Source organism: Streptomyces sp. 2323.1, from assembly GCF_900221035.1.
Lineage (GTDB): Bacteria > Actinomycetota > Actinomycetes > Streptomycetales > Streptomycetaceae > Streptomyces > Streptomyces sioyaensis.
On record NZ_LT907981.1, the window covers coordinates 2,978,365 to 3,004,405 of the forward strand.

Below are 26,041 nucleotides of genomic sequence, written 5' to 3' on the forward strand. Positions count from 1 at the left end.
TGGAAGCTTTTGCCCGATTCCCATCGTGTCAGGGGCTGTCGATGTCAGCGCCCGCATTCGTGGATTCTTTATCGGTCCCGGCACGGGGGGCGGCCCCAGCCGCGGAGCGGCTAACTCCTCGACCGTCGTCAGGCTTCTGTGGCGACCCCTTGAGCCTTCCGACCGGACGCAAGGCAAACACCAGCACGGCTACTGCGAAGAGTGCGATGAGCATGATCCAGATCGCGCCGACGTGCATGGCGTGGATGAACGCATGATCGGCAGCCTGCGCAAGAGTGGGCCGGTCGAGAGTGGCGGCGACATGCCGAGCCTGTTCTGCGGAAACCCGGGAGCTGTCCTGTAGCGCCTCCGGGACATCGCTCAGCGAGGGTTCGATCGCGCCTCGATATGCGATCGACATGATCGTGCCGCCCACCGCAATCCCGATCACACTGCCGACCTGCCGCGCCGTGTTGGTGACGGCCGACCCGGCACCGGACCGTTCCAGCGACAGGCTGCTGAGCAGTGCTCCGGTCACCGGGGCCATCACCATGCCGACGGAAAGGCCCTGCGCCAACAACAGGATCTCGATCCAGACGAGTGGGGTGTGCAGATCGAGAAGTCCGACCGCGCCAAAGCTGAACGCCGCCACAGTGAGCGCCGGCACGGCGACAGGGCGCAGCGACCATCGGCTGACCAGACGTGCGCCCAGGGGCGCCCCTACGACAGCGCCGATCGCGGTCGGAACATTGGCCAAGCCGGCCTTCATCGGCGAGTAGCCCAATGCACCCTGCATATAGAACGCATTGTAGAAAGTGACGGCAGCCACAGAAAAGAGCAGCAACGCCATGGACACGTTGCCACCACCGAACATCCGCTGCGCAAGCATCCGCGGATCGAAACTTGGCTCCTTGACTCTCAATTCGACGAGCACGAAAGCGGCCAGCAAGACAAGCCCGACCGCGATCGGCGCCCAGACGTCCGAACGACTCCAGGCGTCCACCTGCCCCGCGCGAATCAGGCCGTAGGTCAACGCCGCGAGTCCGCTGATCGACAGCAACATCCCGGCCGGGTCCAGCGGCCGCACGGTAGGGCTGCGGAAATTGGGAACCAACAGGACGATCCCAGCCAATGCCAGCACGGCAATGGGGACGTTGACGAGAAATACCGAACCCCACCAGAAATGGCTGAGCAGGAGTCCCGCCAACACCGGGCCCGCTGCCATTCCGACACCGGTGGATGTCGAAGAAATGGCGATTGCGGTTGCCCGCGTGGGGCCGGTGAAGGTCCACAACAGGATGGCAAAGTTGGCAGGCATGATCAGTGCGGCGCCGACTCCCATCGCAGCCCGGGCGGCAATCAGCTGGCCTGCATCGCCTGCGTACGCCGCCCAGATAGAGGCCCCGGCAAAGATAACCAAGCCGACTGCGAGCACATTCCGGTGGCCGAAGCTATCGCCCAGAGCGCCGGCGGTGAACATCAAGGTTGCGAAGACCAGGGTGTATGCGCCTGTGGCCCATTGCAGCTCGGCCGGGCTGGCGCCCAGTCCACGGACCGGGTCGGCAAGGGTCTCCAGGAGAATACTGAGGACGGTGTTGTCCAGCCAAATCAGCAGCGAACACACCATAAGAACGGCAAGAATTAACCGCTGCCTGAACTTCGGCAGCGCTGGAGGCGTAGTCATGAACACCTTTGGATATTGATCGGCGGGAACTTGACCGACTGGAATATAAGCAGACTCCGCAATGCTGTCAAGCTTGGATTTTCCCGCCAAAACCATTGCGGCCGAATGAACTATATGCCTCTGCCAGATTTGCGGACTGAACAATTTTGTGCCCTGGGCGGATTATGGCTTCGGCCGCCCGACTGAAGCCCCGCGCAGGAAACGGCCGGAGAGTCTGTCCCGCCGCCGGCTGAAGAAGGTGGGCCCCGCGAACGGGTTGCGGCAAACCGGGAACACGAGCCCGCGTTCGGCGGCGCAAGAGGGATGCATCAGCTCCTGCCGGTACTCCTCGGCGTGCTGGAGGAGATACGGGGAAGTCTCATGGGCCAGGCGGTTCGGCATGGGTCCGTCCTCTCCCCACGAGGCACGGTGAGCGGGGAGCGGAGGGAGTTGTCCACAGCCCTGCCGGAAATCGCGCGGACGCGGAACACTGTGCGTACGGCGACGATCACCGCTGGACACTGCAGGAACGCTGGAGGGGGAAGAGCATGCCGGGGTCACTGGCCGCGCTGCGCGAGGACCATCGCGCGGAAGCGGAAGCGCTGTTGACCAGAGCCGTCGAGGAGGAGGTGCGGCGCTCGGGCGGTCGGCTCGACGGCGGTGCGCTGCTCGGCAGGGCACGGTCGGCGCTGGAGGAGCTGGCCGGCAGCGCCGCCGAGGAGTACTCCGCCTACGTCCGGGCGCTGGACGAGGCGGCCGCCGGCCGGCCGTCACTGCCCCGTAAGGAGCTGGGCACCCCCGCGGTGGCGACGGCCGTGGCAGCGGTGGCGGCGTTCAGCACGGACCTCGCGTACGGCACGGGCACGGGCCCGGCGCTGGCCGTGGGGGCCTCCGTGGTGCTGGCGGGCGCGACGGCCACGGTCCTGAAGCTGACCGCGGCCCACCTGCCGGCGGCCAACCGGGAGGCCGGGAAACGCGGCCAGCCCGGCGGCGCCCAGCAGCTGCGGCTGCAGTGGCTGACGGCGCTGGAGGTGCGCGGCGTCCGGCCGTTCCTGGACCAGCAGCGGATGCTGACGGCGGCGGCCCGCGGCGGCGGCACATCGGCCAAGACCGGGGGCGGTCAGGGCGGCCGGGGGCCGCAGTTGCGCGGTGCCGACCGCAGCGCGGCGGCCCGGCAGCGGTCCGTACTGGAGCATTCGTTCTCCCAACTCCCAAGCCCGGAGGGCCCGTTGGCGGGGCGGCGGGCGGAGCTGACGCAGATCGCGCAGTGGGTGCAGGCGGCCCGTGCGAGCACGGAGACCAAGCCGACGGTGGTGGTGCTGCACGGCGAGCCGGGCTCGGGGCGCACGGCGCTCGCGGTGCGGGCCACCCATCAGCTGCGCGATCAGTTCCGTGGCGCATGTGTGGTGGATCTGCGCAGTGACACCCCCGGCGAGGTGCCGCTGCCGACCCGTGACGCGCTGCTGCATCTGCTCAACCGGCTGGGCGCGCCGCGCGAGCAGCTGCTGTTCCGCGAGCGGCCGTCCCAGGAGCAGCACGTCAAGCGGCTCACCGAGCTGTACCACCAGCATCTGACGGGCCTTCCGGTGACGGTCCTGCTGGACGACGCCGCGGATCCGGAGCAGGTGCGCACGCTGGTGCCGGAGCGGTCCGACAGCCTGGTGCTGGTCACCTCCCGTGCTCCGCTGGAGCTGCCCGAGGACCTCCAGGCGTGGGTGCATCAGCTGCCGGTGGGGCCGCTGGACGCGGCGGGCACCGAGGAGTTGCTGCGCGCCACCGCCGCGGCCGGCAGCGATGCCCCGGACGAAACGGGCCCCTACGACGCACGGGCCCTCGACGAGATCCTTCAGCTGTGCGCCGGCCTCCCGCTGGCGCTGCGGGTGGCCGGCTCCTCGCTCGGCCCGCGCACCCCCGCCACGCTGGCCGCGGACCTGGCGGCGTACGGGCCGCTGCCGCCGGTCGAGCGCGCGCTGTCGCTGCGCTACTTCGACCAGCCCGAGGCGGCCCGGCGGCTGCTGCGCCGGCTGGCGCTGGTGGGCCGGGCGAGCCTGGGGACGGCGGCCGCGGCCGCCCTGCTGGGGGTGGCGAACGCCGAGGCGGAGCGACAGCTGACGACGCTGGTCCGGGCGGGGCTGATCGAGCATGTCCGCGGTGAGCGCTACCGTCTGCACGCTTTGGTGCACAGCTTTGCGCACTCCCGGCTGGAGGACGAGGAGGACGCACAGGAGCGCGGCGCGGCCCAGGAACGGCTGATCCGCGGCTATGCGGAGCTGGCCGACTCGGTCATCCGGCTGGTCGACGGCCGCACGTCCACCCGCGCCGACCGCTTCGGCTCCCACGGCTTCACGTCCTTGGATGCGGCCCTGCAGTGGCTGGACGACGAGACCAGCTTCATCACGGCCGCGCTGCGCCATGCCGACCAGGGCGTGGACCAGGCGGCGGTCTCGCATCTGCTGGGCGCCCTGGCCGACTACTGCCTGCTGCGCGGAGACCTCTACCGCCTGGGCGAGCTGAGCGAACTGACCCGGGCGGTCGGCCAGGGGCTGCTGTCCCGCTCGGTGCAGTGGCGTACGGGTATCGCGGCGCGGCAGCTCGGCGAGCTGGACAAGGCGCGCACGACCCTGGCGTCGGTGGTCGACCTCTACTTCGAGGCGCAGCATCCGGTGGGCGCGGCCCGTGCGCTGCGCGATCTGGGCATCACGCTCCAGCAGCAGGGCAGTCTCGCCGAGGCGTCGGCGAAGCTCCGGGAGGCGCTGGAGCTGCAGTCCGGCCCGGACATGCACGGCGACCGGGCCTGGACGCTGCACGCCCTGGCGGCGGTGGAGCGGGACCGGTCGCAGCTCGCCGAGGCCCTCGCCATGCTGCACGAGGCGCTGGAGCTCCATGAGGAGAGCGAGAGCGTGCACGGCCAGGCGTGGGCGCACTTCCAGCTCGGCCAGGTGCATCTGCGCCTGGGCGAGGTGCCGGCGGCGGAGCGCGCGCTGCAGGCGGCGATGGAGCTCTACGGCCGGACGCACGACGAGCGAGGTGAGGCCTGGGCGCTGACCCAGCTGGCCCGGGCCCGGCTGGTGGACGGTGATGCGGGGCTCGCGGTGGACCAGCTACGGCAGGCACTTCCGCTCCACCGCCAGCACGAGGACGCCCGCGGTGAGGCCTGGACGATGTACTACCTGGGCCAGGCCCTGGAGGAGCGCGGCGAGCCCGATGCGGCGCTGCGCCAGCTGGAGCGGTCGCGGACGATGTTCAGCAGGATGCAGGACGCCTACGGTCTGGCCTGCACCCGGCACGATTCGGGGCGGGTCACCCGTGACCTGCGGGCGGAGCAGACCGGCTCGCTGCGCAACAGCGGCTTCGCCCGGCAGCTGCTGCAGGACGCCCGTAAGGACTTCCAGCGGATAGGAGTGCCGCACGGGGAGGCCTGGTCCTGCCTGGAGCTGCTGATCATCGACGCCGGCAACGGCCGGGCGGCGCAGGCGCTGGAGCTGGCCGACGAGGCGGCCCGGCTGTTCGCCGGCTACGGCGACCGGCGCGGCGAGGACTGGGCCCGCTTCCTGCGCTGCACCCTGCTGCCGCTCGCCTCGCCGGGCGGTTCGGTGGTGGGCGCTGCCGTGGCCCAGGAGGAGCTGGCGCAGCTGGTGCGGGAGAAGCACCCGGCCCGCGACGCCAAGCTGGAGGACTGCGCGGAGACGTTCACGCTGCTGCTGGACCGCGGCGTGGAGCCGGAGACGGGGTGGCAGGCATGGCGGCTCGGCATGGTGCCCGGCCGCCATGCGCGCGAGGTCATGGGGGTGAGCGTCACGCCGCCCGATGGCGAGTGACGGCGGCGGCACTGAACCAGGCGCCCCGGAACCACGCTCGGGCCCGGCCCGCCGACCGCTCGGGCCGGCGAGCCGCCGGGCCGGTCAGCCGGCCGTGTCCATCGGCCGGCCGTCGACCGCCACCCGGTCTTCACGGACCGCCCGGACCCGTGGGCCCGGCGGTCCGGCGTGCGGGGCGGGCGGCCCCGCCGTCAGCCGGTCTTCGGCTCGGGTGCCTGCGCGGCGGAGGCCGTGCCGGCGGCCTCGCCGCCCGTGGGCTGCTCCTCGAAGTCCACCTTCTTCATGTGCTTGTTCATGGACTTCATCAGCAGCCACACGGCGCCGCCGATGACCGCGAAGACGATGAAGCCGAGGACGCCGGGGGTCACCTTGTCCTTGTCGAAGCTGTCGGCAAGGGTGACGAAGTGCGTCAGGGCGAGGGTGCTGGTCGCGCTCATCATGGACTCAATTGTTGCGGATGCCCGCGAAGAGGTCGTCCTCGGGGAGGGAAGTGTCCACGAGCGACTTCGCGAGCTCGTACTCCTCCGTCGGCCAGACCTCGCGCTGGATGTCCATCGGCACCCGGAACCACCCGCCGTCGGGGTCGATCTGGGTGGCGTGGGCGATCAGCGCCTTGTCACGGATCTCGAAGAAGTCGTCGCACGGGATGTACGTGGTCAGCGTGCGCTCGCGCTGCTCGAACTGCTTCCAGCGCTCCAGCCACTCCCCGTACGGCGAGTCCATGCCGCGCTCCAGCAGCGCTTCGTGCAGCGCGATGGTGCGCGGCTTGTTGAAGCCCTGGTTGTAGTAGAGCTTCTGGGGCTGCCAGGGCTCGCCGGCGTCCGGATACTTCTCCGGGTCACCGGCCGCCTCGAAGGCCACCATCGTGATCTTGTGGGTCATGATGTGGTCCGGGTGCGGATAGCCGCCGTTCTCGTCGTACGTCGTGATGACCTGCGGCTTGAAGGCCCGAATCAGCCGGACCAGGGGCTCCGCAGCCGTTTCGACGGGCTGCAGCGCGAAGCAGCCCTCGGGCAGCGCCGGCAGCGGGTCACCCTCGGGCAGCCCGGAGTCGACGAAGCCGAGCCACTCCTGCTTGACGCCCAGGATCTCCCGGGCCTCGTCCATCTCCTTCTTCCGTACCTCGTGGATGTTCTCCTCGATGTACGGATCGCCCTGGAGTTTGGGGTTGAGGATGGAGCCTCGCTCACCGCCTGTGCAGGTGGCGACCAGCACGTCCACCCCCTCGGACACGTACTTGGCCATGGTGGCCGCACCCTTGCTCGACTCATCGTCGGGGTGGGCATGGACCGCCATCAATCGCAACTGCTCAGTCAAGACTCGATCCTCAGTGAAGAGCTGGAGAAGATGCCTCCTATAGTGACCGAAGCGGGGGGCGCTGTATTCCCTGGGGCGGGGACCCCCCGGGGGTTGTTGGTTCCGGTCCCCCGAGCAGGAGAATCGATCATGACCGCGGTGCGTGAAGGGCTCCCCGAAGGACGCTACGGCCGCTCCGCGGACGCGCGCGCGGACCGCAAGCTCAAGATCATCGGCAGCGTGCTCGGCGTCGCGCTGCTGGGCGTGATCGCCTGGTGCGGCATCTCGTACATCTCCGGTCAGGACCTCAGCGGCCGGGTGATCACCTGGGACGCGGTCTCCGACCACGCCGTCAAGGTCCACCTGGAAGTCGTCAAGGACGCGGACGCCAAGGGCGTGTGCACGCTGCGCTCACAGGCCGCGGACGGCAGCGAAGTCGGCCGCAAGGACGTCACCGTCGATCAGCGCGCGGGCCAGGTGGACACCGAGGTCACGCTGCGCACGACGAAGCGCGCGACCAACGCCGTACTCGTCGGCTGCACGGCCGCCGGCAAGGGCTGACCCCTCTCCCGGCGCCCGGATCGCCCGCCACGGCCCGCGCTCCGGCACCCGACCCCACCTGCACCCCCCGTCTCACAGTCCTCGGCACACCGCAACCGCACCCCGCGTCCCACCCCCGTCGACCGCCCTCCCGCTCACCGGCGAGGCGTGTCGGAACCGCCTCTGATCAGGCATGATGCGTTCCTGGGCGGCCACTGTGAAATTCCTCTTCCCCGTTTTGTGCCGTAATTGTTAGGCTCGTGGTTTCGCCCACCTGTGAAGGCGCAAACCTTCCTGGTAGGGCGTTTGATTTATCCCCAGTACCGACGAGGAGCACCTGTGACCCAGACCAGCGAGAACGTCACCTGGCTTACCCAGGAGGCGTATGACCAGCTCAAGGCCGAGCTGGAGCACCTGTCTGGTCCCGCACGCGCCGAGATCACCGAAAAGATCGCGGCGGCCCGCGAGGAAGGTGACCTGAAGGAGAACGCCGGGTACCACGCGGCCAAGGAAGAGCAGGGCAAGCAGGAGCTTCGCGTCCGCCAGCTCACCCAGCTGCTGCAGACCGCGAAGGTCGGCGAGGCCCCCGCCGCGACCGGCGTCGTCGCTCCCGGCATGGTCGTCACCATCGCGTTCGACGGCGACCCGGACGACACCCTGTCGTTCCTTCTGGCCTCCCGGGAATACGCGAGCTCGGACATCGAGACCTACTCCCCCCAGTCCCCGCTGGGCACCGGCGTGAACGGCAAGAAGGTCGGCGCCCAGGCGGAGTACGAGCTCCCCAATGGCAAGAAGGCGGCCGTGAAGATCCTCGACGCCAAGCCGTACTCCGGCTGAGTCCCGAGGCGCCCCGCAGACGGCGAAGCGGCCCGGAGCCTGATGCTCCGGGCCGCTTCGCCGTGCCGTGCGCCGTGTTCAGGCCGTGGCCGACCGGTACTTGCGGACGGCCAGGGTCCGGAAGACCACGATGATCAGTACGGACCAGATCACCGAAGCCAGCACCGGGTGGTCCATCGGCCAGGCGCCGGTCACCGACTTGGGCACCGCGTCGCTGGTGTTGCCGAACAGCAGCCGGGCCGCGGCCACCGTCGCACTGAACGGGTTCCACTCGGCGACATGCTGCAGGAACGCCGGCATGCCGTTGACCGGAACGAACGCATTCGAGATGAAGGTCAGCGGGAAGAGCCAGATCAGCCCGCCCGACGTGGCCGCCTCGGGCGTCCGCACCGTCAGGCCGATCAGCGCGCCGATCCACGAGAAGGCGTACCCGAGCAGGAGCAGCAGCGCGAAGCCGGCCAGCACCTCGGCGATGTTCTCGTGGGTGCGCCAGCCGATCAGCAGCGCGACGACCGCCAGCACCACCAGCGTCAGCGCGGTCTGTACGAGGTCGGCGAGGGTACGGCCGGTGAGCACCGCCCCGCGGGACATCGGCAGGGACCGGAACCGGTCGATGAGGCCCTTGTGCATGTCGTCGGCGATGCCCGCACCGGCCCCCGCCGTGGCGAAGGTGACGGTCTGCGCGAAGATCCCGGCCATCAGGAACTCGCGATAGGCCTGGGCGTCGCCCGCCGGGGCGCCGGGGACGTTGATGGAGCCGCCGAAGACGTACGTGAACAGCACCACGAACATGATCGGCTGGATGAGCCCGAAGATCACGACTTCGGGTATCCGCAGCATCCGGATCAGATTGCGCTGGGCCACGACCAGGGAGTCGCGGACGGACCGGCTGATGCCACCGCGTGGCGGCACGGTCCGGACCGGGGCACCCCCGGCCGCTTCGGTCACCGTGGTCACTGCACGCCCTCCCTGTCGCTCGTCATGCCCGCCTCCACGCCGGCCGTCCCGGCGCCCTTCTTGCCGCGCTTCTGCCGTCCGACGGCGCCCCCGCCCGGATCGGTCCGGCCCGCGCTCCCGTCACCCGCGCCGTCGCCTTCCGCGTCCTCGGCGTGGTGCCCGGTCAGCGAGAGGAACACATCGTCGAGGGTCGGACGGCGCAGCCCGATGTCGTCGATCTCCACGCCGCGCAGGTCCAGTTCGCGGATGACCTCGGCGAGCAGCTTGGCGCCGCCCGTCACCGGGACCGTGAGCTTGCGGATGTGGGCGTCCACCGTGCCCTCGCCCTTGCCGAAGCCGCGCAGGACCTCGTCGGCGACGGTGAGGTGGTCGGGGTCGTGCACCACGACCTCGACGCGCTCGCCGCCGGTGCGCGCCTTGAGCTGGTCGGCGGTGCCGCGGGCGATGACCTTGCCGTGGTCGACGACGCAGATGTCGTGCGCCAGCCGGTCGGCCTCCTCCAGATACTGGGTGGTGAGCAGCAGGGTCGTGCCGCCCGCGACCAGTTCCTGGATGACGTCCCACAACTCCTGGCGGTTGCGCGGGTCCAGGCCGGTGGTCGGCTCGTCCATGAACATCACGGGCGGGCTGACGACCAGCGCAGCGGCCAGGTCGAGCCGGCGGCGCATCCCGCCGGAGTAGGTCTTGGCGGTGCGGTCGGCGGCGTCGCCGAGGAGAAAGCGTTCCAGCAGGTCGTCGGCTCGCCGCTTCGCGTCACGGCCGCTCATCTGGTAGAGCCGGCCGACCATCGTCAGGTTCTCTCGTCCGGTCAAGTACTCGTCCACGGCGGCGAATTGGCCGGAGAGGCCGATGGACCGCCGCACCTTGTCCGGGTGGGCGAGGACATCGATGCCGGCGACCACCGCCTTGCCGCGGTCGGGCTGGAGCAGGGTCGTCAGGACCCGTACGGCGGTGGTCTTCCCGGCGCCGTTCGGGCCGAGCATTCCGAGGACGGTTCCTTCGGGAACGTCGAGATCGACGCCGTCCAACGCCCTCACGGCGCCGAAGGCCTTCACCAGACCTTCGGCGTATATGGCGCCTGGCATAGGGATACTCCCATGGCTTGGGTAAGTTCCAGGTCGAATATTACGGTTGGCGGCTTATGCCTGCTCTATGGCTTTTGCCCACGACGGACACCACGACGCACGGCACGCCCCGCACTCGCGATAGATGGTACGCGCAAACGCGATACATCGCGATACACATTCCAGCTTTCACGGCCCGAGGGGACCGCACCGGAGCCGTGACCGGGCGCCGGAGGGCAACAGGAGCAAGGGAGGGGGAGGTAGGGAGAGGAACGAGGGACAGCAGCCGGAGACGCCGAAGAGACCGGGGTGGTGGGGGGCAGAGGCCGGGGTGACCGGAGAGGCCGGGGCGCCCCGGGGTGCCCCCAAGTGACCGATGAAGGCCGACGGGAACGGGGGTTTCATCCACGCATGAGGGGCGCCACGCTATACCCGTGACGCCCCCTGCCTCACCCCGTTTACACCCGCACGTTTGCCGTCTCCTACCAGGAGCGGTGGTGCACCCACTCCCGTACCGGGCGCGGGAACCGTGTGGCGGCCCCCCGGCTCACTCCGCGACGACGTACCCCGCCTCGCGCAGCGCCGTGCGCACCTCCTCGCAGTGGGCCGGGCCCTTGGTCTCCAGATGCAGTTCCACCTCGACCTCGGTCAGCCCGAGCTGGGGATCCGTCCGCACATGCCCGACGTCGAGGACGTTCGCGTCGACCACCGACAGCACCCCGAGCAGCGTCGCCAGCGCCCCGGGCCGGTCGGTGAGCCGCAGCCGCAGCGAAAGGTAGCGTCCGCCGGCGGCCATGCCGTGCCGCAGGATGCGCTGCATCAACAACGGATCCACATTGCCGCCGGACAGCACCGCGACCACCGGCCCCTCGAAGGACTCGGGGTCCGCGAGCAGCGCGGCCACCGGGCTCGCCCCTGCCGGCTCCACCACCAGCTTCGCCCGCTCCAGGCACAGCAGCAGCGCGCTGGAGAGCTGGTCCTCGGTGACCGTACGGACCTCGTCCACCAGCTGCTCGACCATCCCGAAGGTCACCTCACCGGGGCGGCCCACCTTGATGCCGTCCGCCATGGTCGACAGCCCCTCGATCGCCACCGGGCGCCCGGCCGCCAGCGAGGGCGGATAGGCGGCCGCGCCCGCCGCCTGCACCCCGACGATCTTCACGTCCGGCCGCAGCGCCTTGACCGCGAGCGCCATCCCCGCGATCAGACCGCCGCCGCCGACCCCGACGACGATCGTCCGTACCTCCGGGCACTGTTCGAGGATCTCCAGGCCGACGGTGCCCTGGCCGGCGATGATGTCGGGGTGGTCGAAGGGGTGGATGAAGACCGCGCCGGTCTCCCGCGCATACTCCTGCGCGGCGGCCAGCGTCTCGTCCACCACCTGACCGTGCATCCGCACCTCGGCGCCGTATTCGCGGGTCGCGGCGACCTTCGGCAGCGGGGCGCCGACGGGCATGAACACCGTCGAGCGCACCCCCAGCAGGGACGCCGCGAGCGCCACGCCCTGGGCGTGGTTGCCGGCGCTCGCGGCCACCACACCGGCCGCCCGCTGCTGCGCGGTGAGCCCGGCGATCCGTACATAGGCGCCCCGGATCTTGAAGGAGCCGGTGCGCTGGAGGTTCTCGCACTTGAGGTGTACGGGCGCGCCCACCAGGCCGGTCAGATAGCGGCTGCCCTCCATGGCGGTGGCCCGGGAGACACCGGAGAGCATCTTCTCCGCCTTGCGTACGTCATCGACCGTAATTGCGGGAAGCGAACCCCCGGCGACCGGGCCCTCGGCACCGAGGGCGGCAGAGGACTCGTGTGACGTGCGCGGCGTGTGAGCGGCCATGCCGCCAGTCTTGCAGTTTGCCCACCTGAGGGCCTTTTCTGTCCGGCTGTCAGGACGGCACGGACGCCGGTGCAGCCCCGGGCACCCCACAGCCGCCCAGGGGTTACAGGGCGTTATCGGAATGGACAGCCCGGGTACGCTCCGCGCCGGGTCCGCGTACGCTGTCCTCCCATCCATACGCACATCCATCGAAGCGAGCTCCCGGCCATGCCCACCTCTTCGGACATGACGACCCATACCGACCCCGCTCTCCTGGACGCCCTCCAGCACCAAGTGGCCGTCTTCGCCCGCCGTGCAGAACAGAGCCGGCTCGGCGGCGTCGGGCAGGCGCGCAACTCCATGGACCGCGCCGCCTATCTGCTGCTCAACCGTCTGGACCAGGAAGGCCCGATGGGCGTCAAGGCCCTGGCGGCCGGTATGGGCATCGACTCCTCGACGGTCACCCGGCAGGTCGCCCCGCTGGTCGACTCCGGGCTGGTCAGCCGCGCCACCCACCCCGAGGACGGCCGGGCCGTGGTGCTCCAGCTGTCCGAGCGCGGCCAGGCCCGCCTGGACGAGGTGCGCACCTCGCGCCGTGCGCTGATGGCCCTGGTGACGGAGGAGTGGTCCGAGGCGGAGCGCGAGGCGTTCACCACGCTCCTGACGCGCTTCAACGCCTCCCTCGCCGACCTCACCGCGTCCTTGACACCGGCCGGTCCCGCGTCCTGACGACGCCCTCACGGCGTCCTGCCCGACGTCCTGACGGCGTCCTGCCCAACGTCCTCACCGACGTCCGGCACCCCGCGTTCGCCGTCCGACCCGCCGCCCTCCTGGCCGCCCGCTCAGACGCCCGGTACCCCTGACCGGCCGCGCACGTCACGCCTCTTGACCGGGTGGCCGCACTGCCGTGCTATAGGAGCCCAGGGTCGGGTGTCCGTCATCCGGGAGGCGTGGTGCGAGAGCGGCGACCGGCGCAGGAGCGCCGCCGCACCCGGGAGTTCGAGTCGTTCGTGGCGGGCGCCGGGGGCAGGCTGCTGTACGCCGCCACGCTGCTGACCGGCGAGCCCGTCTCCCGTCCCGCCCCGGCCGCCGAGGAGTTGCTGCTCTGCGCGCTGTCGCGGACCTACGCCGCCTGGGACCGGCTGCGCGGCGACGATCCGTACGAGCGCACCCGCCGCGAGATGGCCGCCCGCTTCGCACACACCGCGCGCAGGCACCGCCGGCCGCGCGGCGGCTTGCTGGACCGGCTGTCCCCGCAGGAGCGGCTGGTCCTCGTCCTGCGGCTGTACGAGGACGTGGCCGAGGAGCAGACCGCGGCCCAACTCGGCCTGCCCGCCGAGCGGGTGCACGCCCTGTGCCTGCGGGCCGTCGCGGACCTGCGCAGCCGCCGGCGTCCCGAACCGCCGCCCGCCCCGGCACCGGAACCGTCGGCCCGATGAGCCTCCCGGATCTCCCTGAGCTCCCCGAGAGCGCCGGACCCCCTGGCCTCCCCGACCTCCCCGACCGCAAGGAGACCGAGGTGCGACGGATGCTGGCCGGCCCGTATCCCCTCGTACCGCCCGATCTGGCGGCCCGCGCCGCCGACCGCGGCCGCCGGCTCCTGGCCCACCGCATCCTGCGGCACCGCCTCGGCTGGCTGCTCGCCCTGCTCGCACTGGCGGTGCTGTGCTGGCTGGTCATGGACCGGCCCTGGCTGCCCCCGCCGGCCCACACCACCCCTCCCGTGGAGGGGTGGTGAACGGCGCGAGGGACGAGGGCTGCGTCAGCCCAGCGCCTGCGTGAGGTCGGCCAGCAGGTCGTCGACGGACTCGATACCGACCGAGAGGCGCACCAGGTCGGCCGGGACCTCCAGCAGCGAACCGGCCGTCGAGGCGTGCGTCATCAGCCCCGGGTGCTCGATCAGCGACTCGACGCCGCCCAGCGACTCCCCGAGGGTGAACAGCTTGGCGCGGTTGCAGACCTCCACCGCGGCCTGCTCGCCGCCCGCGACCCGGAACGACACCATGCCGCCGTAGGACCGCATCTGCTTGGTGGCGATCTCGTGGCCCGGGTGCTCGGCCAGCCCCGGGTAGTAGACCTGGGTCACCTTGTTGTGCGAGGTCAGCAGGTCCGCGATGCGGGCCGCGTTGGCGCTGTGCCGGTCCATGCGGACGGCGAGCGTCTTGATGCCGCGCATCACCAGCCAGGCGTCGAAGGGGCCGGCGACCGCGCCCATCGCGTTCTGGTGGTAGGCGAGTTCCTCACCCAGCGCATCGTCGTTGACGACGAGGGCGCCGCCGACCACGTCCGAATGTCCGCCCATGTACTTGGTCGTGGAGTAGACGACCACGTCCGCACCGAGGGCCAGCGGCTGCTGGAGGTACGGGCTGGCGAAGGTGTTGTCGACGACGAGCTTGACGCCGGCTTCCCGGGCGACGCCGGCCAGCGCCGAGATGTCGCTGATGCCGAGCAGCGGGTTGCTGGGCGTCTCCACCCAGATCGCCTTCGTACGGGGCCGCAGGGCATCGCGTACGGCCTGCGGGTCGGAGGTGTCGGCGACCGACCACTCCACGCCCCACCGCTCGACGACCTTGGAGATGAGGCGGAACGTTCCGCCGTAGGCGTCGTTCGGGATGACGACATGGTCGCCGGGGACCAGCAGGGTCCGCAGCAGGCAGTCCTCCGCGGCGAGGCCGGAGGCGAAGGCGAGGCCGCGGCGGCCGCCGTCCAGCGCCGCGAGATTCTCCTCCAGGGCGGTACGGGTCGGATTGGCGCTGCGGCTGTACTCGTAGCCGCCGCGCAGCCCGCCCACGCCGTCCTGCTTGTAGGTGGACACCTGGTAGATGGGCGGTACCACCGCGCCGGTGGCCTCGTCAGGCTCTTGACCTGCGTGGATGGCAACGGTTTCGAAGTGCTGTGCGTGTTGTTCGCTCATGCCGCCGAGCGTAGTCGGCCGGACGACCGAACTTTTCGGAACTTTCTGGTTGGCTGGATAGTGGATACCTACGAAAGGACCGCACACCAGTTCCCGCCAGATCCCGTCCGCCGCACCCCGCCACCCCGCCCCTTCCGTCACGCTCCCGGCCCGCCGCGGCACCGGTGACCGCCCGCCGCACCGGGAATCGTCGGCGGTCCGGGCCCGTTGACCAGCACGGCAGCCGTAACAAGAATTTCAGGTACAGGACACCCACATGGACGCACTGCTGCTTCTCCTCGCCGCGCTCGCGCTCGGCGGCTTCGTCTTCCTGCCCTGGATGCGCCGCCGGCGGGCGGTACAGCACACCCGGCAGGGCATGGCGGTGGCCGCCGACCCGATGGCCGGCTACGGCTTCGTACCGCTGGAGGAGCTCGACGTACGGCTGCCGGGTCCCGATCAGGAGCTGGACGACGCACTGTCCGAAATGCGCCGGACCCACGACTGGCGCCCGGCGGCCGCCTTGCTCAAGTCCACCGGCGACGACTGGGAACGCCGCTGGCAGCGGGTGCAGACGCTGGCCGGCGCCGCCGCCTTCGAGCTGGCCGCGCAGGAGGCCAGTGAGCAACAGCTGCGCGGTACGGCGCCCGGATACGGCGACGGCGGCCGCACCGGCGGGATCTGGCTGCGCACCTGGCGCACGGAGGCGCCCAAGGACCCCGGCGGCGCCCAGACCCACGCCCAGTTCCTCGTCCTCCAGGCGCTGCGCGATCCCGGCTCGCAGGACTTCCGCATGATCCTGGAGGAGGCCCGTACGGTCTGCCGGGAGGCGACCCTGCTGGCGCCGGGCAGCCCTCTCCCGTACATCATCGAGCTCGCCGTCGCCCGCGGCCTGGGCGACCGCCCCGCCGACTACGAGGAGCTGTGGTCCAAGGTCGCCCAGCGCGCCCCACAGCACATGGGCGCCCACCTCGCCGCCCTCCCCTACTGGTCGCAGAAGTGGCACGGCTCCCGCAAGGAGGCCGAGGCCTTCGCCGAGCGCGCTGCGGCCGGCGCCCCCGCCAAGACCCTCCTGCCGGCCCTCCCCCTCTTCGCGGTCTACGAGCACCTCCCCGAGGCCAACATGGTCCGCAGCCTCTACCAGAGCGCGGTCGTCGAGCGCGCCATCGAGGGCGCCCACTTCGCCCTCCGCGAGGCCCCCGCCGACCACCCCATGGCCCCGCACGTCCGCCACCTGCTCGTCTGGTTCCTGGTACGGGCCGAGCGCTACGCCGAGGCCATGGAACAGCTCCGCCTGGTGGACGGCCATGTCGGCGCCGTCCCCTGGTCGTACGGCCGCAGCCCCGCCGCCGAGTACGCCGCCTACCGCGCCCTGGCCATCGCGGGCTGGGAGAAACTCGGCGGCAGCTCGGCGGACTTCCCGCCGGCGGGACCCCAGTAACCGGCGACCGGCGGGAACCACGCTGCCCCCCGCCGGGCCGGAATACCTCCCCCTCCCTACGCGTTCCCGGCAGTGCAACCCCGACTGCCGCTGCCCCGCCCCAGCCCAGCCCAGCCCAGGAGCCTGATCTCATGCTCTTCTCCCGCTTCAAGACCCAGCTCCCCACCCCGGAGGAGGCGCTCGAAGGCCGCCCCGAGCGGGCCTTCACCGTCCCCGACCGGCACACCGTCCTCGGCAACCCGCTGCTGGGCCCGTATCCGGACGGCCTGGAGATCGCCGACTTCGGCCTGGGCTGCTTCTGGGGCGCCGAGCGGAAGTTCTGGCAGACCGAGGGCGTCTGGACCACCCTCGTCGGCTACCAGGGCGGCCACACCCCGAACCCCACCTACGAAGAGGTCTGCAGCGGCCACACCGGCCACACCGAGGCCGTCCGCGTCGTCTACGACCCGGCAGTCGTCCCCTACACGTCCCTCCTGAAGCTCTTCTGGGAGTCCCACGACCCCACCCAGGGCTTCCGCCAGGGCAACGACGTCGGCACCCAGTACCGCTCCGCGATCTACACCCACTCCCCCGCCCAGCAACAGGCCGCCGAAGCCTCCCGCAACACCTACCGCACCGCCCTCCACACCTCCGGCCACGGCGACGACATCACCACCGAAATCCTCCCGGCGGACACCACTCGGCCCTTCTATCCGGCGGAGGGGTATCACCAGCAGTACCTCGACAAGAACCCGGCGGGGTACTGCGGGATCGGGGGGACGGGGGTGAGCTGCCCGGTGGGGGTGGCGCCGGCGCCGGACGGGGACCAGTAACTGCCGACGCAGTACGTCAGTGGCCCCTGGGGGCCTTGCTCTCACCTGGGCCGCAGAGGGTTGTCCGACATCGATCATCAGCCGCCTTGAGGTCCTTTTCGGCCAGGAAGCCAGGGCGGCTCGCTAGGTCGCACACGTCTCGTCACCATGGAGACCATGGCGACTTCGGGGGCGAGAAGCGGTCGGCTCGGCGGCTTGGGGCAATGGTGGGGCATCATCGCGGCGGCATTGCTGATCGCCGCATGGATCAACAAGGCAGCGGGACCGGCGATTGTCGCCGCTCTGTCAGCCCTGGTCCTGATCTGGTCTCTCTTCCAAGCACCGGTGACATGCGGCGCCCCCGTCAGGGGGCGGGAAGACGGCTGCCGTAACAACGCGACCGGAATCCTTATGGGCTGCCACATCCGCCAGCACCGTTGGCAGAAACTCAAGATGCTGATCCTGCGACGTCAGTTCCGCGCCTTCTGCTCGGGACTGTTCACGGACGGCAAGGCCACCCTCGTGACGCTGGCTGCGATCGGCAGTTTCCTCTCCGGTCTCGTGGCCTTCATCCCCGGCGTGGCTCTCAAATGACCACACTTGCGGCCATCCACAGCAACTGGCACAGCGCAACGGGATGCTACGTCCGGGATCTCCCCGAGCGCCGGCCTGGGCTGAGTGGCAGCACGAGCAGAAGCTCTCTCAGCCGGCCCCGGTACCTACTCCTGGGGAACGGTGGCAAGACGTCCTGTCGGGATAGCCAATTGACCTTGGGCGCATCATTCACTCGCCCCCGACAAAGGGGGCGCGCGGGGAAAGGCACGCTCCCTCTCCGCCATCAAATCGTCGCGTACTGCCTCCTCAAGGTCCCCTCAATGTGCTTCTCTGTTGCCTATGGGGGGAGTCAACATGGACGATCAAGCCATTGAAATCCTTGTTCTGCCCGAGAGGCCTGCGGCCCGGAACGACGAGGTCACCGAGTTCGACGTGGCGATCGAGGTCAGGTGCCGCACCGGCGAGAGCACGGCCAGTTCGGGCGGGGCCATGAACCTCTGCCTGGTCATCGACCGCAGCGGCAGTATGGAGGCCCAGGGCAAACTCGAGACAGCCAAGCGCAGTTGCCTGGACATCTTCGAACGGATCAAGGACGACGACCTGTTCACGGTTGTCGTATTCGACTCCGACGCCCAGGTGGTGGTCAATCCACAGACGCCCCGGGACCAGGTCGCAGGCAAGCTCGAGTCGATCCGGCCCGGGTCGCTCACCAATCTCTCGCTGGGCTGGTACCAGGGGTTGCTGGAACTGCAGAGCCACATGACCGACGAGCATTACGGCCGGCTGATTCTCCTTTCGGACGGCTTGGCCAACGAGGGAGAGACCAAGAAGTCGGCCCTTGAGGCAGTGGCGACACGAGCCCGGGACGAGGGCATCACCACCTCGACGATCGGGGTCGGCAGGGACAGCGACTTCCAGGAAGACCTCCTGGAAGCGATCGCGACCGCCTCGGGTGGACGGTTCTGGTACATCGCCGAGTCGGGTATCGACAGCATCCTGGAAGAAGAGTTCCGCAACGCCCTGAGCGTGGTCCTCGACCGCTCCAAAGTCGAGTTGAGCCTGCCCCCCGGCGTCAGCGTGAGCGAGGAGCTGAACTCCCTGCGGAAAGTCTCCCGCCGCTACGGGCTGCGTCCGTTGAAGGGCGACGACCTCTTCAACTTCGCCGTACGCCTGCAGATCGACCCCACGCAGATCGTCGGCTCCCAGTTCACCCTGGGGGCCACCCTGTACGACGGCACAAGCACGGTGACTTCCGCCACGACGGACATCGCGCTGGTCCCGCAGGCGGAGGTCGTCACCACTCCCGTGCACGCACTGGTGAGCAGCGTGGTGGATCAGTACCGCTCCTCGCAGACCGAGGAGAAGATGCTCAAGGGCATGGAGTCCGGGGAGCCGGATCTCAGCGACATGACGGAGATGCTCGAGGCCGAGGTGGCGCGTATGCGGCGGGCCGAGGCGGAATTGATGCGCCAACGGGCTGACATCGGCACGGACCGTGTGGACGTGGAATGGGCCAATATCGGCAAGCACCTCAGCATGAGCGAGACGGCTCTGCTCCTCACCGAACTGACGCAGCAGTACAGGAGCGAGCCCGAGGTACGGGCCCTGCTGCTGCCGTTGCGCAAGGGCATGAGCCACGAGGCACAGCGCGGCCGCGTCCGCTGGAACTACGTGAGCGCGTCGGACGAGGACGTCGAAATCTCCCTGCTGGTCAAAGCCTTGGGCGTCATCGACGCCCTCATCCGACGCCTCCCGGAGCAGCGGGCCGACCTGGAGCAGAAGCGCGAGGCTCTCAGTGAGCAACTGGCACGTCTCCAATAGCTCGGAGTGGACGCCGGTCGGCGACCGGTTGCTCACCGGCCACGGTGGCGGAATGGGACCGTATGCGGCTTCGTACGCCGTCGACCTGGCGGCTCGCCCGATGCTCAACGGCTCCGTCTCCGCCGACATCCGCCTGACCGAACGCCGGTCGACGGGTGCCGGGTTGGTCTGCCGCGCCGACCTGGCCTGGACGTTCGTAGCCTTCTACACAGCGCCGCAGGAGGCGGCCGACGAGACCACCGTCGCGAGGTTCGGGGTGTTCCGGGAGGGCTTGCTCATGCCCCTCGCCCAACTTCAGGAACCGGTCCGGCTTTCGCGTGGCTACAACCACTTCACCCTGGAGTTCTTCGCCGGGCGGATGCGCGGGGAGATCAGGGCCGAAGACCGCACGTACGAGCTGACGACGGTCTGCCCCCACGTGCCCTTCCCGGGGCACGCGGGGCTGGTCAAGTTCTACGGCGCGGGTGTGCTCGCCAAGTCCTGGTCCATCGAGCAGACCCGGATGCCGATCGTCTCGGCGGCATCCCGGCCGGCCAGGGAGAAGTCCAAGTGGGACGTCTTCCTCTGCCACACGTCGGACACCAAGGAAGAGGTGAAGGGCCTCGCCAAGGCACTGGCCGCGAGGGGGCTCACGTACTGGCTGGACAGCGAGCAGATCAAGCCCGGTGACAGTGTTCCCGGCAAGATAAACGAGGGGCTGGGCGACAGCCGCTATCTCCTGGCCTGTATCAGCGAGTCCTCCCAAGGGGAGTGGGTTACGGCGGAGTACGGAGGCGTCCTCAGCCGCGAGCTCAGCGGTGAGTCATCGACCAGGATCATCCCGGTGCTGTTGGCGGACGTCGAGCCGAAACACATCCCGATCCTGCTGAGGGGCAAGCGCTACATCTCCAGCGCCAACAAGACCGTGTTCGACGAGTTCATCAGTTTCCTGCTCAGTCACTGAAGAGTCCGCCGGCGCCGGCCGAAATCCGACTCCACCGAAGGATGGTGACCACAACTTCGGGTTGCCCGCTCGGAAATACGTTGCACGAGACGTATCGTCTCTCCTACGTTCGTGGCCATGACGAACCCGGTGTCCACCACACGCGCCCATATCGCCATGTTCTCCATCGCCGCCCACGGGCACGTGAACCCGAGCCTCGAAGTGATCCGCGAGCTCGTCGCCCGTGGGCACCGCGTCACGTACGCGATCCCGCACATTTTCGGGGAGAAGGTGGCCGAGACCGGCGCCGAGCCGGTGCGGTACCGCACCACGCTGCCCTCGCCCGACGACGACCCGTCGGCGTGGGGGAGCACGCTCCTCGACAACGTCGAGCCGTTCCTGGACGACGCGATCCAGGCGCTGCCGCAGCTCATCGCGGCGTATCAGGGGGATGAGCCGGACCTCGTGCTGCACGACATCACCTCGTATCCGGCGCGTGTCCTCGCTCGCCGCTGGGGCGTGCCCGCGGTCTCCCTCTCGCCGAACCTCGTGGCGTGGGAGGGGTACGAGGAGGAGGTCGCCGAGCCGATGTGGGCGGAGCCCAGGGCGACCGAGCGCGGCAGGGCGTACTACGAGAAGTTCACCAACTGGCTTGCGGAGAACGGGATCAGCCAGCACCCCGACCCGTTCGTCGGCCGTCCCGACCGCTCGATCGTGCTCATCCCGAAGGCCCTGCAGCCGAACGCCGACCGGGTCGACGAGACGGTGCACTCCTTCGTCGGCGCCTGCCAGGGCGACCGCGCCGCACAGGGCGACTGGGAGCGGCCCGCGGACGCCGAGCGCGTGCTGCTGGTCTCACTCGGCTCGTCCTTCACCAAGCAGCCCGGTTTCTACCGCGAGTGCGTCAAGGCGTTCGGCGACCTGCCGGGCTGGCACACCGTGCTCCAGGTGGGCAAGCACGTCACCGTCGACGAGCTCGGCGAGGTTCCCGGAAACGTCGAAGTGCGCGACTGGGTACCGCAGTTGGCGATCCTGCGGAAGGCTGATGCCTTCCTCACGCATGCCGGCGCGGGTGGCAGCCAGGAGGGCCTGGCCACCGGCACTCCCATGGTGGCCGTCCCGCAGGCCGTCGACCAGTTCGGCAACGCGGACATGCTCCAGGGGCTCGGCGTGGCCCGCCACGTGCCGATGGACCAGGCGGACGCCGCCACCCTCCGCGCCGCGGTGCTCGCGCTCGTCGACGACCCGGAAGTGAGGCGCCGCCTCGCGTCCATCCAGCGGGACATGGCCGCCGAAGGCGGCACCCGGCGCGCGGCCGACCTCATCGAGGCCGAACTACGCCCGGGTAAGGGCACCGGCGGCAGTGCCTCGACGGAGAAGTGATCACCCGCAGCTCGCCCCCTCCCCCGCGATCGACTGAGGCGCCCGGCCCGTCACCCACATTGGGGCGGCGGGCCGCAGCGGTCGGCGTCCGGCGTGCAGCCGGTGGTACTGCCACCGGCCGTACTGCCGCCGGTCTTCGCCCTCATCCGCCGGGCACGAACGGGTCGGCGTCGGCCCGTTCACTGCTGTCGACATAGACCACCAGCGTCTGTTCCGGCTGTTCGGCCAGGTGGAATGCGGTGTAGGCGTACTCGACCGGTCCGCGTGCCGGGTGCCGTAGCCGTTTGCGTCCGCCGCGCCGGGCCTGCACCTCGTACTGGCGCCACCAGGCCCGCGCTTCCGGGCTCGCCTCGTTCAACTCATCGATCAGCCGCGTGTATCGCGGGTCAGCGGGGTGGCGTCCGGCCTGCGTCCGGAGCCGGGCGAGCAGGCCGCGTGCCTCGGGTTCCCAGTCGATCACGACGTCCCGGGCCACCGGTTCGAGAAACATCCAGCGGACGAAGTTGGCCGGCCGCTCCGCCTGGTCGCCGAGGAGCCGCGGGAACAGTTCGTCGGCCGCCCGGTTGTGACTGAGCACGTCGTAGTTGCCGCCGATGAGGTACGCCGGGTTCGGCTGGAGCAACAGCGGCACGGCTGCCACCTCGTCCTTGAGCGGCTCGCGTTGCTCGGATTCAGCCGCAGCCGCGTGACCGGCGAGCTGGAGAAGGTGAGCGCGCTCGGGCCCGTCGAGCCGCAGCGCCTCGGCCAGAGCGGTCAGCACCTGTTCGGAGACGCGGATCTCCCGGCCTTGCTCCAGGTACGTGTACCAGGTGGCGCTGATCCCGGCCAGCACTGCCAATTCCTCCCGGCGAAGCCCCGGGGTCCGGCGGCGAGCGGTCCGCGGCAGGCCGGCCTCGTCCGGAGTGAGGCGCTCCCTTCGGCTGCGCAGGAACGCACCCAGCTGACGGCGTCGGTCCGGCTGTAGCGACATGGGAGAACTCCCGGTTCCAGAATAAATGCATTCTGGATACCAGGTTAAGGCTCCAGGAGACTCGTTCTCGTAGGCGTACTCGTACGCGAGTACAGGCCGTTGGCGGTGCCGACGGCCTTATTCCATGGGCACGTTGGGGCCCGGCCGGCCCCGGCAACGGCTCGATGCTCTTCCACGAGTCGCCGCCAGGGCCTCAGACCCGGTACGGAAAAGGGAAAGGAAGTCCTCATGTCCGGAATCGAGGGCAAAGTGGTGGCGATTACGGGAGCCAGCAGCGGTATCGGCGAGGCGACGGCGCTACGGCTCGCCGAACGCGGCGCGCAACTCGTCCTCGGCGCGCGCCGGTCGCAGCGTCTGGCGGAGTTGGTGGCCCGGATCGAGAAGGCGGGTGGCGCGGCCGTGCAGATCCGCACCGACGTGACCCGACGGGACGACCTGCACGCCTTGGTCGCGCTGGCCGGAGAGCGCTTCGGCCGGCTCGACGTCCTGGTCAACAATGCCGGGGTCGGCACGATTTCGCCTCTGGACGATCTGCGCGTCGAGGAGTGGGACCACATGATCGACGTCAATGTGAAGGGTGTGCTGCACGGCATCGCCGCCGCTCTGCCGGTCTTCCGCGCGCAGGGCACCGGGCACTTCGTCACCACCGCCTCCACGGCTGCCTTTCGCGTCGTCCCCGCCATGGCCGTCTACGCCGGCAGCAAGTTCGCGGTCCGGGCCATCTGCGAAGGGCTGCGTCAGGAGGCCGGCGAATCCCTGCGGGTGACCACGGTCTCGCCCGGTGCGACGGCCACCGACTTCGCCGAGGCGTCCACCAACAGGCGGGTCAGAGCCGAGATCACGAAGATGCGGGACGACATCGCGATACCGCCCGACGCGATCGCCCGCGCCATTGCGTTCGCCATCGAACAACCCGCCGCGGTCGATGTGAGCGAGATCGTCGTCCGTCCCACCGCGCAGAGCTGACCTCTGCCATGCAGTGATCGCCGGGACACCAGTCAGGTCAGCCGGCGATGCTGCGCCCGGGTAATTCACCCACCATCGCCCGCACACCTTCCAGGTTTTGATGGAACTCGCTCAGCCATTCGGCGGTCTCACCTTCCAAGGTCTCATGCAGGGCAACCACGAGACCCGTAATGATCTCTCTCGCTTCTTCGATCAAAACCGATTCATCCCGCTGGCCTCCCTTCCAGTCCGCCAGCAGCATGGACCACCTGATTTGACACCCCTTCAGTGAGGACAGAATTTTGGTGGCGGACACCATGTACCTCCCCCAGGCGGACGAGAAGCCGAAGCCCTTGTCCAGAAGAAGGAAGCCGCCGGCAAGTCCAAGAACCACGTACCCGGACTCGGTGGGAATCGCTCCCCCGGTCAAAATCGACACCGCAGGGGTAACAGTTCCGAGTGTCAGACCAGCGATGGACAGAGCGCGAAGGACCTTGGAGGCAGCAGCCTTGCTTCTCTTTTCCTCCATGTACCACTCGTAAGCCTTGAGGGACTCTTCTTCCATCCACCTGAAGAGGAGGTCATACGCATCAAGTACGGAATCTCGCCCCTCAGGCATGACGGGAGCCTTGGTGGCGGTGATGTTGATTTGCGCCATTACCCGCACTCGCCCTCCCCGCAACTACCGGCCAAGGTTTTCCCTTCGAGTACAGCGATCACCCGGAGGTGACCATCCTTCGGTCCGCCTGGTTCCGGAGTAGGTGCAGCGTCAGTGCGCATGACGTAGAGGGTACGAAGATTGGCGCTGCCTGCGCTGCCGTTCCGGATGCTTTCCCGAGGAGTTCGGCAACCGTGAAGCCCGGTCAGGACCCGCCCGTTCGCGATGCGGTGAGCGTTACCGTCGCGTAGGACATCGTGAAGCTGCCGCCAAGTGCGTCGATGGCGGAGCCGACGTGATGCAGGACCTCTGCCAGTTTGTCCGGTGGGAGTTGGGTGAAGATGCCATGGGTGGGGAGTTGGTCCAGCCATGCGTCGCGGGTGTAGGAACACTGCCAGTCGAATCGCCACTGTTCCGGGGTAGTGAACCCGCCCGTCTCGCGGATTCCGTCGGCGGCCTTGGTGAGCAGGGGTTGGTAGCCGTCCAGGGCTTGCTTGGTCGGCGTCCGGAGGTTGAACGGCGCGTCGGGCATGACGCGTTGGCAGGCCGCGGCGGCGGCTTCTGCCACGTCGGGTGGGGGCTGGCCCACGTTCCAGAACGCTGCCAGCCGGCCGCCGGGACGCAGTACCTGCGCCGCTTTGGCCGCGCCGGCGGCCGCGTCCAGCCAGTGCCAGGTCTGCCCGGAGATGACGGCATCGAAGTCCCGGCCGGCCGGGTCCCAGGCTTCGAACGCGGCGACCTCGGCCGCGAGTCCGCTGCGCCGCGCCAGGTCGGCCATGCGGGCGTCGACGTCGACCCCGAGCACCTTGCAGCCGGCTGCCTGGAATTGCCGGGCGGCGATGCCGGTGCCGCAGCCGACGTCGAGGACGTCGGGGCCGGGGCTGCCGGCGACGATCGCCGCCACCAGGGCGTCGGGGTAGCGGGGGCGGGCCCGGTCGTAGCGTTCGGCGTCCGAGCCGAACGACTCGGCCATCAGCCGGTGTTGATGAGGCTCATTCCCGGAGAACGGTAAAGTGGGCATGCGCCCACTATGGTGGGCACATGCCCACTCGTCAACGGGTGGGACCGGGACGAGGGAAGGCGGTGGCACGGTGCCGACAGGGGTGGCCATGCGGGACGCGCGTGAGCAGTTGTTCGGCGCCGCCGAGCGCGTCCTGCTCCGGGACGGGCCGAACGCGCTGACCAGCCGGGCGGTCACCACGGAGGCAGGGTGCGCCAAGGGTCTCCTGCACCGGCACTTCGCCGATTTCGACGACTTCCTCGCCGAGCTCGTACGGGACCGCATCGCCCGGATCGACGCCCAGGCAGCCGCCCTGCGCGACGCCGCGGGGACCGGCACCGTCGCCGGCCACCTCACCGCCGCGCTGACGACCCTGTTCGAGTCGGTCGCCGTGCGGATCATCGGCCTCGTCACCTTCCGGGACGAACTGCGCGCCCGGCTGCGCCGGACCACGCCGACCGGCATCCCGGTCCTGACGGAAGCCACGACCATGGTCGCTTCCTACCTCGCCGCCGAGCGGGAACGGGGCCGCATCGCAGCGGACGCCGACGTCGACACGCTCGCTCCCACGCTGATCGGGGCGGGGCATCTGCTCTTCGCCGATGGGGAAGGAGGGCCGCCGGAGGCCAGAGCCGTCCATAAGGTCGTGATGACGGTGATTGCGGGTGTCGTGAGCGGGCCGGGGCTCTGAAGGGGCC

Annotated in this window: 23 protein-coding genes and 1 pseudogene; 14 read left to right on the top strand and 10 right to left on the bottom strand. The window is 69.7% G+C overall.

The window, feature by feature from the left end:
• Positions 1–28: 28 nt before the first annotated feature.
• Positions 29–1,759, bottom strand: coding sequence for an MFS transporter (locus CPH93_RS12225; RefSeq protein ID WP_231977289.1), 1,731 nt, complete (start codon positions 1,757–1,759; stop codon positions 29–31).
• Positions 1,760–2,190: 431 nt separating this feature from the next.
• On the opposite strand from CPH93_RS12225, the gene CPH93_RS12235 reads away from it, so the two are divergent.
• Complete coding sequence (locus tag CPH93_RS12235; RefSeq protein WP_096212853.1) at positions 2,191–5,460, top strand: tetratricopeptide repeat protein; 3,270 nt, start codon at positions 2,191–2,193, stop codon at positions 5,458–5,460.
• A 191-nt stretch (positions 5,461–5,651) separates the two neighbouring features.
• On the opposite strand, the gene CPH93_RS12240 is transcribed toward CPH93_RS12235, so the two are convergent.
• Positions 5,652–5,900, bottom strand: coding sequence for a hypothetical protein (locus CPH93_RS12240; protein WP_096212854.1), 249 nt, complete (start codon positions 5,898–5,900; stop codon positions 5,652–5,654).
• 4 nt (positions 5,901–5,904) lie between these two features.
• On the bottom strand, positions 5,905–6,777 hold the full coding sequence (gene mca, locus CPH93_RS12245; protein ID WP_096212855.1) for a mycothiol conjugate amidase Mca: 873 nt from the start codon (positions 6,775–6,777) through the stop codon (positions 5,905–5,907).
• Positions 6,778–6,906: 129 nt separating this feature from the next.
• Between mca and CPH93_RS12250 the strand changes: the two genes are divergently transcribed.
• Together CPH93_RS12250 and greA are read left to right on the top strand one after the other, a co-directional pair.
• Entirely contained in the window at positions 6,907–7,317 is a 411-nt protein-coding gene (locus CPH93_RS12250) for a DUF4307 domain-containing protein (RefSeq protein WP_093484875.1), read from the top strand.
• Positions 7,318–7,635: 318 nt separating this feature from the next.
• Positions 7,636–8,133: a transcription elongation factor GreA gene (greA, locus tag CPH93_RS12255; protein WP_006603480.1), complete on the top strand. Its 498-nt coding sequence runs from the start codon at positions 7,636–7,638 to the stop codon at positions 8,131–8,133.
• A gap of 78 nt (positions 8,134–8,211) precedes the next feature.
• On the opposite strand, the gene CPH93_RS12260 is transcribed toward greA, so the two are convergent.
• The 3 genes from CPH93_RS12260 to ilvA all read right to left on the bottom strand — a co-directional run bounded on the left by CPH93_RS12260 (position 8,212) and on the right by ilvA (position 11,985).
• Entirely contained in the window at positions 8,212–9,090 is an 879-nt protein-coding gene (locus tag CPH93_RS12260; RefSeq protein ID WP_173909792.1) for an ABC transporter permease, read from the bottom strand.
• The gene (locus tag CPH93_RS12265; RefSeq protein ID WP_096212856.1) at positions 9,087–10,175 is read right to left on the bottom strand and encodes an ATP-binding cassette domain-containing protein; all 1,089 of its coding nucleotides are present in this window, start codon (positions 10,173–10,175) and stop codon (positions 9,087–9,089) included. The genes CPH93_RS12260 and CPH93_RS12265 overlap by 4 nt, the downstream gene beginning before the upstream one ends.
• A 526-nt stretch (positions 10,176–10,701) precedes the next feature.
• The gene (ilvA, locus tag CPH93_RS12270) at positions 10,702–11,985 is read right to left on the bottom strand and encodes a threonine ammonia-lyase (RefSeq protein ID WP_443031440.1); all 1,284 of its coding nucleotides are present in this window, start codon (positions 11,983–11,985) and stop codon (positions 10,702–10,704) included.
• A gap of 207 nt (positions 11,986–12,192) precedes the next feature.
• Between ilvA and CPH93_RS12275 the strand changes: the two genes are divergently transcribed.
• From CPH93_RS12275 to CPH93_RS12285, 3 genes are all read left to right on the top strand, one after another.
• Positions 12,193–12,693: a MarR family winged helix-turn-helix transcriptional regulator gene (locus tag CPH93_RS12275; RefSeq protein ID WP_006603484.1), complete on the top strand. Its 501-nt coding sequence runs from the start codon at positions 12,193–12,195 to the stop codon at positions 12,691–12,693.
• A gap of 224 nt (positions 12,694–12,917) precedes the next feature.
• Positions 12,918–13,403 carry a sigma factor-like helix-turn-helix DNA-binding protein gene (locus tag CPH93_RS12280; protein ID WP_096212857.1) on the top strand — a complete coding sequence of 162 codons (486 nt, stop codon included), beginning with the start codon at positions 12,918–12,920 and terminating at the stop codon, positions 13,401–13,403.
• Positions 13,400–13,702 carry a hypothetical protein gene (locus tag CPH93_RS12285; protein WP_443031441.1) on the top strand — a complete coding sequence of 101 codons (303 nt, stop codon included), beginning with the start codon at positions 13,400–13,402 and terminating at the stop codon, positions 13,700–13,702. The genes CPH93_RS12280 and CPH93_RS12285 overlap by 4 nt, the downstream gene beginning before the upstream one ends.
• Positions 13,703–13,726: 24 nt before the next feature.
• On the opposite strand, the gene CPH93_RS12290 is transcribed toward CPH93_RS12285, so the two are convergent.
• Positions 13,727–14,878, bottom strand: coding sequence for a cystathionine gamma-synthase (locus tag CPH93_RS12290; protein WP_096212858.1), 1,152 nt, complete (start codon positions 14,876–14,878; stop codon positions 13,727–13,729).
• 256 nt (positions 14,879–15,134) lie between these two features.
• Here CPH93_RS12290 and CPH93_RS12295 point away from each other — a divergent pair, with 256 nt between their 5' ends.
• The 6 genes and pseudogenes from CPH93_RS12295 (at position 15,135) to mgt (ending at position 21,770) form a co-directional block, all read left to right on the top strand.
• Positions 15,135–16,298, top strand: a complete 1,164-nt coding sequence (locus tag CPH93_RS12295; protein WP_096212859.1) for a hypothetical protein — start codon at positions 15,135–15,137, stop codon at positions 16,296–16,298.
• Positions 16,299–16,429: 131 nt separating this feature from the next.
• Positions 16,430–17,110 carry a peptide-methionine (S)-S-oxide reductase MsrA gene (gene msrA, locus CPH93_RS12300; RefSeq protein ID WP_096212860.1) on the top strand — a complete coding sequence of 227 codons (681 nt, stop codon included), beginning with the start codon at positions 16,430–16,432 and terminating at the stop codon, positions 17,108–17,110.
• 156 nt (positions 17,111–17,266) lie between these two features.
• On the top strand, positions 17,267–17,683 hold the full coding sequence (locus CPH93_RS12305; RefSeq protein WP_231977290.1) for a hypothetical protein: 417 nt from the start codon (positions 17,267–17,269) through the stop codon (positions 17,681–17,683).
• A 315-nt stretch (positions 17,684–17,998) separates the two neighbouring features.
• Entirely contained in the window at positions 17,999–19,465 is a 1,467-nt protein-coding gene (locus CPH93_RS12310; RefSeq protein WP_096212862.1) for a vWA domain-containing protein, read from the top strand.
• 52 nt (positions 19,466–19,517) lie between these two features.
• Positions 19,518–20,408, top strand: coding sequence for a toll/interleukin-1 receptor domain-containing protein (locus tag CPH93_RS12315; RefSeq protein WP_093484868.1), 891 nt, complete (start codon positions 19,518–19,520; stop codon positions 20,406–20,408).
• A 41-nt stretch (positions 20,409–20,449) separates the two neighbouring features.
• A pseudogene (gene mgt, locus CPH93_RS12320) lies at positions 20,450–21,770 on the top strand (macrolide-inactivating glycosyltransferase).
• A gap of 142 nt (positions 21,771–21,912) precedes the next feature.
• On the opposite strand, the gene CPH93_RS12325 reads toward mgt, so the two are convergent.
• A complete protein-coding gene (locus CPH93_RS12325) occupies positions 21,913–22,740 on the bottom strand; it encodes a helix-turn-helix transcriptional regulator (protein WP_096212864.1) in 828 nt (275 codons plus the stop codon).
• A gap of 228 nt (positions 22,741–22,968) precedes the next feature.
• On the opposite strand from CPH93_RS12325, the gene CPH93_RS12330 reads away from it, so the two are divergent.
• A complete protein-coding gene (locus CPH93_RS12330; RefSeq protein ID WP_096212865.1) occupies positions 22,969–23,706 on the top strand; it encodes an SDR family oxidoreductase in 738 nt (245 codons plus the stop codon).
• 37 nt (positions 23,707–23,743) lie between these two features.
• Here the strand turns inward: CPH93_RS12330 and CPH93_RS12335 are convergent, their stop codons facing one another.
• Both CPH93_RS12335 and CPH93_RS12340 read right to left on the bottom strand, forming a co-directional pair.
• The gene (locus CPH93_RS12335; protein WP_096212866.1) at positions 23,744–24,343 is read right to left on the bottom strand and encodes an SLATT domain-containing protein; all 600 of its coding nucleotides are present in this window, start codon (positions 24,341–24,343) and stop codon (positions 23,744–23,746) included.
• 205 nt (positions 24,344–24,548) lie between these two features.
• Positions 24,549–25,316, bottom strand: coding sequence for a class I SAM-dependent methyltransferase (locus CPH93_RS12340; protein ID WP_096212867.1), 768 nt, complete (start codon positions 25,314–25,316; stop codon positions 24,549–24,551).
• Positions 25,317–25,434: 118 nt separating this feature from the next.
• On the opposite strand from CPH93_RS12340, the gene CPH93_RS12345 reads away from it, so the two are divergent.
• The gene (locus CPH93_RS12345; RefSeq protein ID WP_096212868.1) at positions 25,435–26,034 is read left to right on the top strand and encodes a TetR/AcrR family transcriptional regulator; all 600 of its coding nucleotides are present in this window, start codon (positions 25,435–25,437) and stop codon (positions 26,032–26,034) included.
• Positions 26,035–26,041 lie beyond the last annotated feature (7 nt).